The following is a 13690-nucleotide window of genomic DNA, read 5'->3' on the forward strand; positions in this document are numbered from 1 at the left end:
AGCATAAGCATAACCTACGACTACACCGTCTTCTTCCGCCACCAGGTAAGGATATTTTTCCAATGTTTTCGCAATCCTATTTGTGAAATCTTCGATAGTTGGAACTTCATACTCAAAAGTGATGGCTGTATTCTCTACATAAGGCGCGTAAATAGCAAGCAAGGTCGCAGCGTCTGATGGTGTTGCAAATCTAATGTTCATGTTGTTTCCATATTTTATTCTCATTATTTTCGTGGAGGTTTATGGAATTTATTTGTTCTTTACTGAACCTACTTTATATTTTGATGATATCAGACAACATGGTTTAACTAGTTTTACGGCTGTGTACCTTTTCATCAATCTGATGTTGGTTCTAGGATTTAGTTGGCGCTTCATTAACTCCATTTATTTTAAAAAATAATTATTTTATAATTTTTTTATATTTAGTGTAAACTATTCAGTGCGTCCACTGGCAATAAGAAAGAGTCTCCATAAAAGAATAAGAATTCCTCCAACTGCTAAAAAAATTACTGGGATAAGGAGTAAATCATTCATAACTTTCTCCTTTCTAGTCAATCAATTGACGATAATGGGTGGCAAGAGAGGAATCAAACTCTTCTAATTTTTGAACTAAGTCCAAATACTCCTCTTTTTCATGTTCTTCAAAGTCCACACCTCGATGATTCTGAAGAGCGATTTCCAATTGACTAGTAAGTTCTCGTATAGAAAAGCTGTAATCGCCTGTCACTTCCTCATAATGTTCCTTTAACTCCTTGTAGGATTGGTATTCTTCAGGTGTTTGAAATCCCTGTACCAAAGCCTCTTCTAATTGATAATAGGTATCTTCCATCATAATCGTTACCTCGTTTCTTTCTATCTTTATTCTACCGCGCTTTTCTTTTCTTGTCCGCTATTTATATATATTTTTTAATCTAATTCAAAAGAAAGTTGTTCTTGCTTTTCTTTTCCTTTTTCGTGGAATTGTCGTAAGGCCTGATCAATAATATCTAAATCCGTTTCTGTTTCAATCAATGGCGCGAGTACATCGTATTCGCCCTTTTTAGTTTGATAATCCTCTTCCTTTGGAAAATTTTTCTCAATTTCTACCTTAGCAGTAGTCCATTTATCCTTTAATTCATCCAATAAGTTCTGAGTTTTCACTTGGTCATCTTTAATGTGGTCTATCGTATGTTGGAGTCTTTGAATTGTCCCCAAAGGAGAATACAAGTCTAAACTGACAGAATACTGATTTTCTCCTACAATCTTAACAGAGAAAGTTTCAGGAAGAGGTTGATTTGTTGGAAGACTAAGCATTTTAATGTCAAATCCTCGATAACTAGCTAGGGTACGGAATTCTTTGCTGTCAGCTTGATTATGACGGATAAGACGGTGTAGAGATTCCCCCGCTTCAGCTCGTTGATCAAAAGCTTGCTTACCTATCATCATAGAAAATGCCTGGTCTTTCGACATTTCAGACTGTTGAATATCTCCATCATACTTGATTAATCGTTTCTCAAGAATGGGCATATTTTCTTCACAGTAGGAGATTGTGTGACGATAGTGATCCTTGCTGCGTTGAAAGGCGCGTCTTTGATTTTCTAATAGAGTTAGATCATTCTCTAGTTCCATCTTATATTTGAGATAAGGATTACCTGTTGCTAGTGCCTTAAAATCAGAAGCTGTCATGGTCTGCTCATCAATGTCTTCTGCAGCACGAATCGGCTCCTTAGAAGTCATAATCTGCTTAATATAACGGAGTTTGTTCTCCTGAGTTGCCCATAGATAATTATCAAACGAACCTTTGGTAATGTAGTGGTAAATATCCACTTCCTTGTTTTCATCTCCCTGTCGGATAATCCGTCCATTGCGTTGCTGAATGTCAGTCGGTCATTTTTTGCGGACAGTTCATACATGCTATCCTTTTCTGTTCTCTGCTCCTGCGTTTGCTCTCGTTTGATTTCTCCCTCCGTATCTTCTTGGCACAAGCAGGACAATACCTTGATGCACCAGAGCCCGGGACATATTCAACGCCGCACACCGTACAATTTTTAGCGGGCATTGCTGCCCACCGTTTTGTAGGTATGATATGTAATTCATCGACAAAGCCGATGAATTTATAGTAAATCTTGATTTCCTGCTTCACTGTTCCGTCTGCCATCTTCTCACGCTCCGAAACAAGTATCTTGTCTATGAGTGCGTTTATAACTGTTGCATCCAGTTCTTTTAAGCCTTGATAATTTCGGATAAGGGCGAGGAAGTCACGGATTCCCCGTGATTTCTCGTAGCTTTCATTAAGAGTTTCCGTCACCTCTTTCAGCCTTGCTTCAATTTCAAGCTGCTCTTTCTGGTATTTCCCCGACATCATCTCAAAATTCCGCTCGGTAATACGCTCCATGACCTTATCCTCGTAGAGAGAGGAAAACAGCCTGTCCAGTTCCGCAAGGCGTTTGTTCAGCTTCTTACGTTCTTTCTCTAATGCTTTCGCCCTGCTCTGGTCTGTTTCCGTGAGCCGCTTTTCTATGGCCCTGACCGCCTTTTCATCATTCACTGCCATATCCGCAAAACAGTTGATGTCGGCAAGAACGGCATTGAATAAATCCCTTGCTTCTATATTGTGGGCACTACACTCGCTTCTTCCGTTTCTTGCATAATTATTACATGAATACTGTACACAGTCGATAATCTCTGGGCGTTTCCTCCTGTGTACGTTCATTGCCCGCAGAGCACATCCGCAGTCCACACACTTGATAACGCCTGCAAAAATATTTACAAATCCTCCCTTGTTCTGTGGAAGCCTACGACTTGTAATAAGCTGTTGGACAATATCAAATTCCTCCTGCGTGACTATTCCCTCATGGGTATTGGGTATCACTTCCCATTCTTCGGGCAGCTTAGAGGGGCGTTTCTTGCTTTTCATATTGGCGGCAATCCGTTTGTAGCCTACAAGATTTCCCGCATATATCGGGCTTCTTAAAATGCTCCTCACGCTGTTCCCACTCCAAATATAGCGTTTGTCCTCGTTCCCCTCAAAATGACGTTCAAAGCCTGTTTCGCCACGCTCCGCCGCATAAGCGGCAGGGCGTAGGATATGCTGTTTATTAAGATGTCTGCAAATTTTGGCAACTCCATTCCCTTTTAATGCAAGGTCGAATATCTCTTTTACAACATGTGCCACTTTATCATCTATCAGCAGATGGTTGTGGTCGGCAGGGTCTTTGATATAGCCATAAGGGGCGGTAGTTCCCATGAATTTCCCCTGTTGAAACCTCGCCCGATATGCCGATTTTATCTTAACAGATATGTCAGCGGCATACATTTCGTTTAAAATGTTGCGGAAAGGCGTGATGTCCATAGCAGATTTATTCAAGGTATCTACGCCGTCATTGACCGCTATATACCTCACGTTATGCTCTGGGAAGAAAACTTCCAGATATAACCCACAATCAAGATAGTTTCTCCCCAGACGGGATAAATCTTTCGTAATCACGCAGTTTATCAGACCGCTTTCAATGTCTTTTATCATATTCTGGAAACTTGGTCTTTGGAAATTTGTACCAGAATAACCATCGTCCACATACGTTTTTGCTATGTGCCATCCCTGCTTTTTCACATAATCCGTGAGGATGGATTTCTGTGTCGCAATGCTCGCACTCTCGTTATCCGTACCATCGTCTTTAGATAAGCGGCAATAAATGCCGACTAAATAGATTTTCTTTTCTTCTTTGATTCCTGCCATACTGTAAAACCTCCGTATCTGTCCTATCTGTTTTCATGTCCCATTGCGTACATTCTAAGCGGACAGCCCCTCATTGTCGAAGGTGTCGCCCTCGGCAATCTTCTTCCGAATATCCTCGGAGATAATCGGGACAAACGCTTCTGTAACGGTCTGTGTGCCGACATATTCACGGCTGATTATCATCTGCACTGGTGCTTTTGGCACGATACGCTTTCTCTTTTTATCTGCTTTCTTATCCTCGCCCATACTTAAATCTTCCTTTCCAGACAGGGCAGGGAAGAGTTTGGAAATGTCCCCGCCCTGCCAATCAGATACCATTAATCCTCGCTGTTTAATTCTTTCTGTAATGCTTTAAGGAGTGCCGCCGCTTCATCAGCGTTCAGCGTGATTCCCTTGCCGCACTTTTCACGGTTCGGGGAAAAGCTGCGGATGTCATACTTCGGCTCTTTCCCATTCCATGAAATGAGATTGATTTCCTTTGTGTAGCCACTGTCGCCCGTAGACAATACTGCGATTTCCTTTACGATTTCATACTGGATTTCTCTCATTCTCCATACCTCAACTCTCTGTATTTACTTCCCGAAAAAAGAAGATTAGCGGCTGTCACGGTTGCGTTTCCTCTGCAACTCACGCTCCAAAAGTTTGATGATGGTTTCCTCCATCTGCTTCGGCGTTGTGTTCTTCGGAAAGTATTTTTTCAGCTTGCTTGTGTTGATTTTCAAGGTTTCTTTCTGGTTGCCCTTTTCCTCCGTCATAATCGCAAATATCGTATCCATGTCAAGCCGCCCGCTCTGGCTTAACTGTTTCATCCGCTGTGCCTGTGAGAGTGAGGGCGTTGCTTCTTCGCTCTCCATCGTGGCAAAGAGGTTTTCCTGCTCGTCTTTCTTCAAGAAGGACAGTTCCACCGCAGGCGTGAGGGCGATTTTCCCCTCGTCCACCATCTGCAAAATCGGCGGTATCAGTTCCGTCAGGCGGATAAAACGCTGCACGGTCATCCTGCCCACGCCGAAGCCCTGTGCCACCTTGTCGTCCGTCCGCAACTTCGTCACAACTTGTGACGAGGTTAAGTCTGTGCGGAAACCCTGCCGCTTCATGGCTTCGGATTTCATCTTGTAAGCAAACGCCCGCTCCGATGGCAGGATATTCTCACGCTGCAAATTGCTGTCTACAAGGGTGATGATGGCTCGGTCACGGTCTAAGGGCAGGACAAACGCAGGCACGGTATTTATCCCTGCAAGTTCAGAAGCACGGACACGCCGCTGTCCTGCAATCACTTCATAACCGTCCCCGTCCTCTTTCGGGCGTGTGATTATCGGCGTGACAATGCCAAATTCCTTGATGCTTTCCGCTAACTCTGACAGTGTTTCATCTTCTGCCACATGAAACGGATTGTCGGGGAACGGGTACAAGTCTTTGGTCTTTAACACCTTAAAATCCTGTTTCTTCATTCACATATCTACCTTTCTTTCGCTCTGCTTCTATGATTTTTCTGCAATTCTTCCAACACTTCGGGCGGTATTTTTGACAGCAGCCGCCCCATCTGCTCGTTGGTTCTCTGCAATTCAAATATCTTCTGATTCGCTTTCTGCACCTTTAGTTCCTGCTCGTACTTTTCATCACGCATACGCCCCGCATAGTCTGATTCCTGCCCAATTCTCTCTTTCAAACTGTCGATATACGCCTGCTGTTTCCCGATTTCCTTAGAGAATTTCTCCACGTCTGGCAGCCATGCAGAGAGTAAATCTAACGCTTTATCCCTTTTCTTCCCTGCGTTAAAGGCGTTGATGTCGGATAGGGCAGACACGATTTCTTCATACTGTTTATCAAGCCTGCCGCCTAATTTATAGAGCCATGTGGGGACGTGTTTCCGCTTGGTTTCCATTGAGGACTGCCCCCGTTCAAGCTGATTCCACCGTGAGGACATCCGCTCATGGTAGGCGGTCTGCCACTCGGATAATGATTTCTGGTTGCCTAAGATAGCTTTCGCTGACAGCTTATTGTCTGGCGTAATCGGCACAAAGCAGAGGTGCATATGGGGCGTTCTCTCGTCCATATGGACGACAGCGGAGAGGATATTCTGCTTTCCAACACGCTCCGAAATGAAGTCAAGAGCCGTCTGGAAATACGCTTTTTGTTCTTCGGGCGGTAACTGGTTCATAAATTCTGGTGAAGCTGTGATGAGCGTTTCCACCATCATCACGCTGTCTTTCCTTGTCCTGCACCCCGCTTCGGCTACCATGCGGTTAATCTCTTTCTTGTAGGTGTACTTTGGTGGTGCTATGAGATGGTAATTGTTTTTAGAGCGTTCCATATCTATATCTGGGTTGCTTTTGTAGGCTTCTTTCTTCCGCTCGTTGTGGCGTTCACAAGCCGCAACGCCGCCCGCTTTTCGTTTCTGGAAACGCAGGATTGCATAAGGCATAGGCGGATTCCTCCTTTCTTTCGGCGGGTGACCGTCCTTTGGGGTGACAGCGGTGACGGTGGTGACAGCAGTTTTGGGATACCCCCTGCCGACTGCCGCAACTGTCACCCTCACCCCCTGCATGACGGTCATGTCGATGATGACGGTGTTTTTGGGATACCCCCCTCGCAAGAGCCGTCACCGTCATGCCGCCATTCTTTTATCCGAAGCCGTAAGGCGTAGGATAGCAGGGCACAGCCCTGCCTTAAGGGAGTCCAGAGGGAACGTCTGGCACACGACTTTGCAGGGCAAAGTGTAGTGTGTTACACCCTGTAAACGCAGTCGGAAAAATCGGAATGATTTTTCTGACCGCAGGGGTGGTTTTACACGACCGAAAAGGGCGAGTAAATCTCACGCCTGCATTTTGCGTTTACGGGGTGTTCTCCCGTAGGGATGACAGCGGCAGGGTATCCTAAAATCACTGTCACCACCGTCACTGCTGTCACCCGCAGGGCAGAGCCGCCAGCTTTACATGGCTTTAAGCGTCAATGACAGTAACAGGGGGGTATCCTAATATCGCTGTCACCACCATCACCGCTGTCACCCGCCCTCCTTGCAAGGGCAATCCGCCTGCCGTCTTTCCTGCGGCTGTACTGGTAGCAGATACGGTTCTCGCTTAAAAATGTGGTGCGTTATTCATTCAGCCATTTCGTAATCACCGTGGGTATGGTTTCCGTTTCCCCCATAGCGGCTAACAGTTCCGTTGCCGTGCCTATCCATTCTTCCTTATCCCTCATAAAATCCACCAACCGAAAAAGGACATCTGGTATCGTTTCTTTCGCAAGCTGCTCCTGCGTTTTCCGCTCCACAAGCTCCCAACGGCAATCACGGAAACGCAGCGTGTATTCCTGATAAGGCGTGTCCCTGCCCGTCACATACAGCTTGGCGGTGTCAGACGCACGTTTCTCCTTTTCCAGAACAAAGGTAGCGTCCGCACTCCCCGTTAATCCTGTCATCCCAGACACCTTGTTGAACACGTCGCTGTCATTCTGCTTTCGGATGTGGTGTACGACAATGACCGCCAGAGAGTGCCTGTCGGCAAAGTCTTTGATGAGGGAGATGTCCCCATAGTCGCTTGCATAGGCATTGTCTTTTGAAGCTGTACGGACTTTCTGCAAGGTATCAATGACAATGAGCCTGCTGTCTGGGTAATCTTTCAGATAATCTTCAAGCTGCACGATAAGACCGTCTGACAGCTTGCAGCTTGCCACGGCAAAGTGGAGCCGCCCGCTTGCTTCGTCCGTCAAACGAAATAACCTGTCCTGTATGCGGCAGAACGTGTCCTCAAGGCAGAGGTAAAGCACATCGCCCTCCATTGTCGGCATATCCCATAAAGGGATTCCCTGCGACACGCATAAGCATAGCTTCAGCATGAGCCAGCTTTTGCCTATCTTCTGTGAGCCGCAGAACAGCGATAAGCCTGTCGGGATAAGGCTGTCCACCACAAAGGATGGTTTCTCAAGCGGTTCATAAAGGAGCGTTTCGGCGTTGACTGTCTGTAACTTCTGCATGGCTTTCCTCCTTTCGGGCGGTGTCTTTGTTTTCGTTGCACATAGGCGTTGACCTCCTTAAAAATAGATTTACTCCCACGGAAAAAAGTGAGAGTATGTAATGCCGCCAATCCCACACAAATAAAAAACAGATTTCTTTTTCGGGCGGTGTCGGTCACGGTTGGAGATATTTCTTCAATTTCCGCCTTTACTTTCTCCTTTGCAATCGCAACAGATTTCTGTATTGCCGAAGCGGTGCAATGCTCCATAGCGGCGATTTGGTAAAAATTGAACTCATACTCGTAGTAGAGCAGGAAACGCCGCCTTTGTATCTCTGGAAGGCTCCCAACCGCCTTATAGAGCGTTTCATTCCGTTCTTCCTCAACCATGCGTTCATCAAGGCTCTTAGGCACACGCAACGCCCGTCTGTAAAGGGTTTCGTCCCATACCTCGTTAAACTCCCTGTGCCGCTCGTCCCATTAGAAAAGATTCCTGTTCCTGCGCTCCATCTGCCGAAACTCCATAAAGAACTGTTCCGACACTTCCAACTCGTGGGATTTGCCCTGCCCGTCCTTAAAGCTGATAAAATACCTTGTGCCGCTTTCCGTGGATTCCTCCCGAAGCGTGTATGCCTTAACCCTGTATGCCATCCTGTTGTCCTCCTGCAAAAAATGAGTGAGGGGATTTCCATCCCTCACCCAGTAGCCCGCAGGATGGCAGGCTGTTTTAGAAGCTATAAAATTTTCCGCAGCTTCTTCCGCAGATGGTCTAACCTCGCATAGATGGCACCAGTCGTCAAATGCACAAGCGGGGCAATCTCCTTTGTGGAATACCCCTGCATTTTCAGCAGGACGATTTTCAAGGTACGCCCGTCCACCGTGACTAATACTTGATAGAGATTTTCGCTCTCAATCTCTTCCAGTAACTCCGCAACCGTACCCACTTCCGCCTGCCGCTCCCTGCCTGCCATGTCCTCAAGATATTCCGCAACGTCATTCGTCCATCGGTAAAACCGCCTGTTGGAATTGAAGTCTGCCCTGTCCGCCATGCGTATCTGCTCAATGGTCGCTTCATCAACGCCGCACTCACGCAGCAGCTTTTCCTCCGCTTCTTTCCAGATACGCCATTTCCTGTCCTCCCGTCCGTGGTTGTATGCCATTCTTACTTCCTCCAATCAGAATTGATTGAGAGGGCAGAGAAAAGCCCCCTCATCTTCCCAAAGGAAAAAACAAGGGGGCTGAACGCCTTAAATTTTAATTTTCTATTATCTTTCTTAGTTTTATTAGGATTCTGGCTTTGCGTTTGTTTACAACGCTCTGGGTTATGCCCAACCTCGCCCCGACTTCACGCTCGGAAAGTCCGTCAAAAAAGATTGCCTGTATCAGCTCCTGTTCACTATCCGACAGCAAAGGCAGGGCGGCTTTCAGCCTGTCCACCATGACCGCATTGACAACGGTTTCTGCAATGTCCACCGCTTCATCAGTGATAAAGTCCAGAGGATTCCCCTCGCTGTCCGTAAATCCGTCGAGAGATAGCAGTCTATTCTTTGTATCTAATTTTTGCAGATAACGCCACCGTTCCTTGTCACGGTAGAAGTCTGTGTATTGCTCCCTCACGACTTCAAGCAGACAGCCTTGAATGGGGATAAACAGCTTGTCCATATAGGTCTGGTCGGATTCCCTGCAACGGCAGAACTCCGTGTAGGATAATTCCACATAGCCGCCACTTTCTCTGATATATACCTTTCTTGGTGCATATTTCACCATAAATACCTCCCATCTGAATTTTTGAAATGTAAAAAATCCAGATGGAGAGGCGGAGAACGACACCGCATATCAGAAACAGCCCTACGGCACTTTCCAACAAAAATCGACAAAAGAAAAACCGCAAAGGCTCTGTGACCTTTACGGTTATAGGAAATAGTAATTCTATTGTATGGAGATTGTACTTCTACTTTCAAGGTGAGAAGTACCGTTGCACTGGCAGAAATTTTTTTAACTGGTTTCCTGCCGTTCTCTGATATGCTATGTATTGATAAATTTTGCTTCGTATGAGCAGATAGATAACTGCCCGAAAAAAGGACATAAAAAAATCCCTCCAAATTTAAAAACAAATTCAGAGGGTAATTTAGGGTATAACAAAATAACCCACCCGAATATCGTTTTTTTTATTTGGTGAGTTTGTTCTTTCAAATACGAAACAAAAAGAGCCGATGATTCGTGAATTGTTCCACAATTTCATCGGCTCTGCGTCTTAAGCGTCTGGCTCTTTGATGACAGTTATCTTCAAGTTGTCAACTTTAATCAATCTTTCTTGTCTGCATTTTGGACAATAAAGGGGATAATTCTCCAAAACAGTGTCCTTCCTAATTTTATTACGGGTTTTGCTCCCACAAACAGGACACAATATCCATTCGCATTTCATCATAATTAGTCTCTAATCCTTTCAAATCTCATTTTATATGACTTTTGCAAGCTGTTAAGCTAACTTGTGGAACATATGCCGAACCTTATCTATACGGCTATTCGGGCGGCGGGGTTGGCAAATAAATTTACCAATAGCTGGCTGGTATCCTTTTAACTCTGTCAAGCAGACTCCCTGCCCATTTGTGAAATAAGTTAAATCGTTCCTGTATTCTTGAATACATCTAGCAGGGATTTCTCCTTTCAGAATGACCTCGTCATTCTTTATCTGAGTACTTACAATATCTGCACAATACCTTGGAGCATCATGATACGCCCGTGAGAGATATTCCTGCGGTGCATAAATTTCAAAGTGGAGATATGGCTCTAATAGTTCTGTCCCTGCTTTTTTTAAAGCCTGCTCCAATACGATAGGGGAAAGCAGCCGAAAGTCTGCGGGGGTACTTACAGGACTATAATACAATCCATATTCAAAACAGATTTTACAGTCTGTCACTTTCCATCCATACAGCCCCTGCTCGCAGCCATAAAGAACCCCCTCCATAACCGCATTTTGGAACGATTGATTTAAATATCCAAGTGAAACTCTGCTTTCATACTGCACTCCGCTTCCAATAGGGAGCGGCTCTATGGACAACCCGACAGAAGCCCAGAAAGGATTTGGCGGGACTTCTATGTGGATGGTATATTCTGCTTTTCTAAGCGGTCTTTCCATATATATAACAGTAGGCTCTTTTATTTCTGCCTCCACATGATATTTTTCCTCAAGGATGGCACAAATGACTTCCATCTGCACATTCCCCAAAAAAGAAAGTATAATCTCATGCGTTGTAGTATCCACATAATATTTTAAAAGAGGGTCGCCATCTGAAATTTCTGTAAGTGCCCCAAGCAATATTTCCCGCTGTTCAGATTTCTTTACTGCAATCGTTGTTTGGAGCATAGGGAGAGGATTTTCAATAAATTTTCTCTGCGGCAACAGTATTTCGTTCCCCAAAATACTGTTTAGCTGCAAAACATCATTTGGTAAAATTACAATATCACCAGAGCAGGCTGTATCGGATGAATATAATTCACCGTTTGTCGGAACACACATCTCTGTGATTTTTATTTTCTCTTTTTCAGATATTCTAATAACATCCCTCAAATGCAATGTTCCGCTATATATACGCACATAAACAAAACGCCKCCTTTTCTCTGAATATTCAATCTTAAAAACCTGCCCGCATAGTTCAGATTGACCTTCAGGCGTTGATGAATAAAATTTACTGGCAATTACTTCTATAAGCTGCCGAATCCCCAGATTGTTTTTAGCGCTTCCGTGATAAACGGGAAATAACGTTCCGTTTTGGAATCTCCTGTTTTCTTCCTGTTCCAGTTCTGACATTTTAAACGGTTTCCCTGACATATATTTCTCTAATAGTTCATCGTTTCCCATAATTACCGCATCCCACTGTTCCATATCGTCATTGTCCGTTACATTTATATGGGGATGCTGCCCAACCTTTTGCTTCACTATAATTTCCGAAGAAAGCTTTGCTTTCATTTCCCGATATACCATTGGCAAATCAATCCCCTCTTGGTCAATTTTATTGATGAAAAAAATTGTCGGAATCTTCATTATCTGTAGTGCATGAAACAGTATACGGGTCTGTGCCTGTATGCCATCCTTTGCAGAAACTAATAATACTGCTCCGTCTAATACGGATAAAGAACGGTATACTTCCGCCAAAAAATCCATATGGCCTGGCGTATCTATAATGTTGACTTTTACATCCTCCCACTGAAAAGATGTCACTGCTGTCTGGATAGTGATTCCCCTTTGACGCTCCAAATTCATTGTATCTGTCCTTGTTGTGCCTTCATCTACGCTCCCTAGTTCTGCAATTGCACCACTGGTATACAATAAACTTTCCGTTAATGTTGTCTTTCCTGCGTCAACGTGAGCCAGAATGCCTAAGTTAATTATTTTCATGTGATTTTCCTCCTATCAACACCCAAAAAAGGGCATAAAAATACCCAGTGATAAATACTCCTATCACTGGGTAAATAACTCCAATAGCCCCAAAACACTTATATGTTTTCGGGCATATAAAATTACATGATAAAAGTATTCTTAAACTGGGTACAAAAAACTAAGCCCCATATTAAAAGTGAAACGGGACTGCTACTTTTTGTTCCCACTATCAAATTGACAGTTTATTTAAGAATACCTTGCCGCATATTTATTAACTCCTTGTATAATACTGAATCTAATTATATTCCTTAACCCTTTATTTGTCAAGCTGACAAACTAAAGCAGAAAAAGCGGCAGGATTTCCCCCTGCCACTAATCATCTGTTTATGCAAAAATAATTTCCTTTTCCACAATCTCCCTCGCACAAGCCCTTATGTTATTGAGGCATCCTGTCCATTCTAAGGCGTTTTCTGCCTTTAGCTGTTCCGTTATGCCCTGTGCCTGTTTCATACCCTCTATGAGCCTTTCAAAGCGTTCCTGTGCCTGTCTGTTGATGTCGGCAAGGTAGGCGTTTAGCCTGCCGCTTGTAAGAAGATTGGTGTATGTAACTTTACGGTACTGTTTTAGATAATCTAAATGCCGTTGCCCCCAGATGCCTATTGCCTGTTCTTCTTCGGCGGGTACAGTTAAGCACGGTATCAAATAATCCCCTTGCCTTTCGTATTTGCCGCCCAGTTCCTCAAATAATGATTTTGCCATTGTCTGTTACCTCCACATTCTTTTTTATTTTGAATGTCCGCAAAATCCGTCCTACATCACTTGGTCTCCACGGTACATCCAGATGATGAACTGCTTTCATCTTGCTCTGAACATTTAAACCTGTTCCTCCTTTTTCAGTTGAGGCAAGAAGAATCCGCACCTCTCCTGCATTGACCTTTCGAGACAAGCTATTCTTCTTTTCATCACTATTGGCATCATGTACAAAGGCAATTTCCTTACTAGGGACTCCTCTATCAACTAATAAAGCCTTAATCTCAGAATAAACATCAAAGCCATTGTCCTTTTTCTTAGGTGTTCCAATATCTGAAAAAATCATCTGAGTAGCCTTATTTTCCATTCCTTCTCGATAAATTCTCTCAACATTATCTACTACCTGAAGCAGTTTATGATTGTCTGCTAGACTATAACTAGAGTCCAATAAACGCATATCAATAGCTAATTTTCGTGCCTCACCCGTAATTTTTAACATGTTATCCTGGCTTGGATCAACTGTTCCACATTTAACCGCATCTGATCTCATAACTAATTCTTCTAAATAGAGTTTCTGGTTTTTAGTTAACTCRCTCTCAATAGGGATAATACGAGCTTCTGGAACAGGTAAATCTAACATATCTTGTGTTTGAATGTCGGCTGTTTCTTTATAGATTTTCATCAACTCAGGTAGATTGACAAATTTTTTAAATCGTTTCTTAGGTTGGTACTTATCCCCTGTAGGAGCTAATTCCATAGAGTTTTGAATTTCTCCAAAAGCACCTACCCAAGAGTCAAAATAATCAACTTGATAGCGTTTTAAGATATCTGGTTGAATATAGTTCATCATAGTATACAACTCACTAATAGAATTGGAAACAGGTGTTCCTGTCG

General features: G+C 43.9%; 13 protein-coding genes and 5 pseudogenes. 1 reads left to right on the forward strand and 17 read right to left on the reverse strand.

The features are described 5' to 3' along the window. On the reverse strand, window positions 1–201 hold a 201-nt coding region (locus K4H96_RS00800), incomplete at its 3' end, for a GNAT family N-acetyltransferase (RefSeq protein WP_227956312.1). A 22-nt stretch (window positions 202–223) separates the two neighbouring features. Here K4H96_RS00800 and K4H96_RS00805 point away from each other — a divergent pair. Further along, a pseudogene (locus K4H96_RS00805) lies at window positions 224–400 on the forward strand (DUF5966 family protein); the annotation flags it as partial. 44 nt (window positions 401–444) lie between these two features. Here K4H96_RS00805 and K4H96_RS12400 read toward each other — a convergent pair. The 16 genes and pseudogenes from K4H96_RS12400 to K4H96_RS00880 all read right to left on the reverse strand — a co-directional run. Further along, window positions 445–534, reverse strand: a pseudogene (locus K4H96_RS12400) (DUF5966 family protein); the annotation flags it as partial. 13 nt (window positions 535–547) lie between these two features. Continuing rightward, complete coding sequence (locus tag K4H96_RS00810) at window positions 548–832, reverse strand: DUF5962 family protein (protein ID WP_049548778.1); 285 nt, start codon at window positions 830–832, stop codon at window positions 548–550. Between the two features lie 74 nt (window positions 833–906). Then, window positions 907–1866, reverse strand: a pseudogene (locus K4H96_RS00815) (DEAD/DEAH box helicase family protein); the annotation flags it as partial. Then, on the reverse strand, window positions 1859–3715 hold the full coding sequence (locus tag K4H96_RS00820; RefSeq protein WP_001820670.1) for a recombinase family protein: 1857 nt from the start codon (window positions 3713–3715) through the stop codon (window positions 1859–1861). The pseudogene K4H96_RS00815 and the gene K4H96_RS00820, both read right to left, overlap by 8 nt. Window positions 3716–3769: 54 nt before the next feature. Beyond that, window positions 3770–4033: a hypothetical protein gene (locus tag K4H96_RS00825; RefSeq protein ID WP_000253176.1), complete on the reverse strand. Its 264-nt coding sequence runs from the start codon at window positions 4031–4033 to the stop codon at window positions 3770–3772. Next, the gene (locus K4H96_RS00830; RefSeq protein ID WP_001206986.1) at window positions 4033–4263 is read right to left on the reverse strand and encodes a YdbC family protein; all 231 of its coding nucleotides are present in this window, start codon (window positions 4261–4263) and stop codon (window positions 4033–4035) included. The genes K4H96_RS00825 and K4H96_RS00830 overlap by 1 nt, the downstream gene beginning before the upstream one ends. A gap of 45 nt (window positions 4264–4308) precedes the next feature. After that, on the reverse strand, window positions 4309–5163 hold the full coding sequence (locus K4H96_RS00835; RefSeq protein ID WP_000743700.1) for a ParB/RepB/Spo0J family partition protein: 855 nt from the start codon (window positions 5161–5163) through the stop codon (window positions 4309–4311). A gap of 8 nt (window positions 5164–5171) precedes the next feature. Further along, entirely contained in the window at window positions 5172–6137 is a 966-nt protein-coding gene (mobV, locus tag K4H96_RS00840; protein WP_001820668.1) for a MobV family relaxase, read from the reverse strand. 671 nt (window positions 6138–6808) lie between these two features. After that, entirely contained in the window at window positions 6809–7687 is an 879-nt protein-coding gene (locus K4H96_RS00845; RefSeq protein WP_223336827.1) for an AAA family ATPase, read from the reverse strand. A 154-nt stretch (window positions 7688–7841) separates the two neighbouring features. Further along, window positions 7842–8316: pseudogene (locus K4H96_RS12310) on the reverse strand (RNA polymerase sigma factor). Window positions 8317–8399: 83 nt separating this feature from the next. After that, window positions 8400–8825, reverse strand: coding sequence for an RNA polymerase sigma factor (locus K4H96_RS00855; RefSeq protein WP_000323895.1), 426 nt, complete (start codon window positions 8823–8825; stop codon window positions 8400–8402). 94 nt (window positions 8826–8919) lie between these two features. Then, window positions 8920–9432 carry a sigma-70 family RNA polymerase sigma factor gene (locus tag K4H96_RS00860; protein WP_000241709.1) on the reverse strand — a complete coding sequence of 171 codons (513 nt, stop codon included), beginning with the start codon at window positions 9430–9432 and terminating at the stop codon, window positions 8920–8922. 487 nt (window positions 9433–9919) lie between these two features. Beyond that, a complete protein-coding gene (locus K4H96_RS00865; protein ID WP_002779755.1) occupies window positions 9920–10093 on the reverse strand; it encodes a cysteine-rich KTR domain-containing protein in 174 nt (57 codons plus the stop codon). A 51-nt stretch (window positions 10094–10144) separates the two neighbouring features. Beyond that, complete coding sequence (gene tet(O) / locus K4H96_RS00870) at window positions 10145–12064, reverse strand: tetracycline resistance ribosomal protection protein Tet(O) (RefSeq protein ID WP_000691758.1); 1920 nt, start codon at window positions 12062–12064, stop codon at window positions 10145–10147. 366 nt (window positions 12065–12430) lie between these two features. Beyond that, window positions 12431–12805 (reverse strand): TnpV protein, encoded by a 375-nt coding sequence (locus K4H96_RS00875; RefSeq protein WP_001129922.1) that lies wholly within the window; start codon window positions 12803–12805, stop codon window positions 12431–12433. Window positions 12806–12812: 7 nt separating this feature from the next. Further along, window positions 12813–13690 (reverse strand): annotated as a pseudogene (locus tag K4H96_RS00880) (SNF2-related protein); the annotation flags it as partial.

Source organism: Streptococcus sanguinis (assembly GCF_020729765.1).
Classification (GTDB): domain Bacteria; phylum Bacillota; class Bacilli; order Lactobacillales; family Streptococcaceae; genus Streptococcus; species Streptococcus sanguinis_Q.

Excerpts from the sequence above, each read along its gene's own strand:
- K4H96_RS00830 (WP_001206986.1), bottom strand. The coding sequence starts at position 4,263 with ATGAGAGAAATCCAGTATGAAATCGTAAAGGAAATCGCAGTATTGTCT.
- K4H96_RS00855 (WP_000323895.1), bottom strand. The coding sequence starts at position 8,825 with ATGGCATACAACCACGGACGGGAGGACAGGAAATGGCGTATCTGGAAA.
- K4H96_RS00845 (WP_223336827.1), bottom strand. The coding sequence starts at position 7,687 with ATGCAGAAGTTACAGACAGTCAACGCCGAAACGCTCCTTTATGAACCG.
- K4H96_RS00865 (WP_002779755.1), bottom strand. The coding sequence starts at position 10,093 with ATGATGAAATGCGAATGGATATTGTGTCCTGTTTGTGGGAGCAAAACC.
- K4H96_RS00835 (WP_000743700.1), bottom strand. The coding sequence starts at position 5,163 with ATGAAGAAACAGGATTTTAAGGTGTTAAAGACCAAAGACTTGTACCCG.
- K4H96_RS00810 (WP_049548778.1), bottom strand. The coding sequence starts at position 832 with ATGATGGAAGATACCTATTATCAATTAGAAGAGGCTTTGGTACAGGGA.
- K4H96_RS00825 (WP_000253176.1), bottom strand. The coding sequence starts at position 4,033 with ATGGTATCTGATTGGCAGGGCGGGGACATTTCCAAACTCTTCCCTGCC.
- K4H96_RS00875 (WP_001129922.1), bottom strand. The coding sequence starts at position 12,805 with ATGGCAAAATCATTATTTGAGGAACTGGGCGGCAAATACGAAAGGCAA.
- K4H96_RS00860 (WP_000241709.1), bottom strand. The coding sequence starts at position 9,432 with ATGGTGAAATATGCACCAAGAAAGGTATATATCAGAGAAAGTGGCGGC.
- K4H96_RS00820 (WP_001820670.1), bottom strand. The coding sequence starts at position 3,715 with ATGGCAGGAATCAAAGAAGAAAAGAAAATCTATTTAGTCGGCATTTAT.
- mobV (WP_001820668.1), bottom strand. The coding sequence starts at position 6,137 with ATGCCTTATGCAATCCTGCGTTTCCAGAAACGAAAAGCGGGCGGCGTT.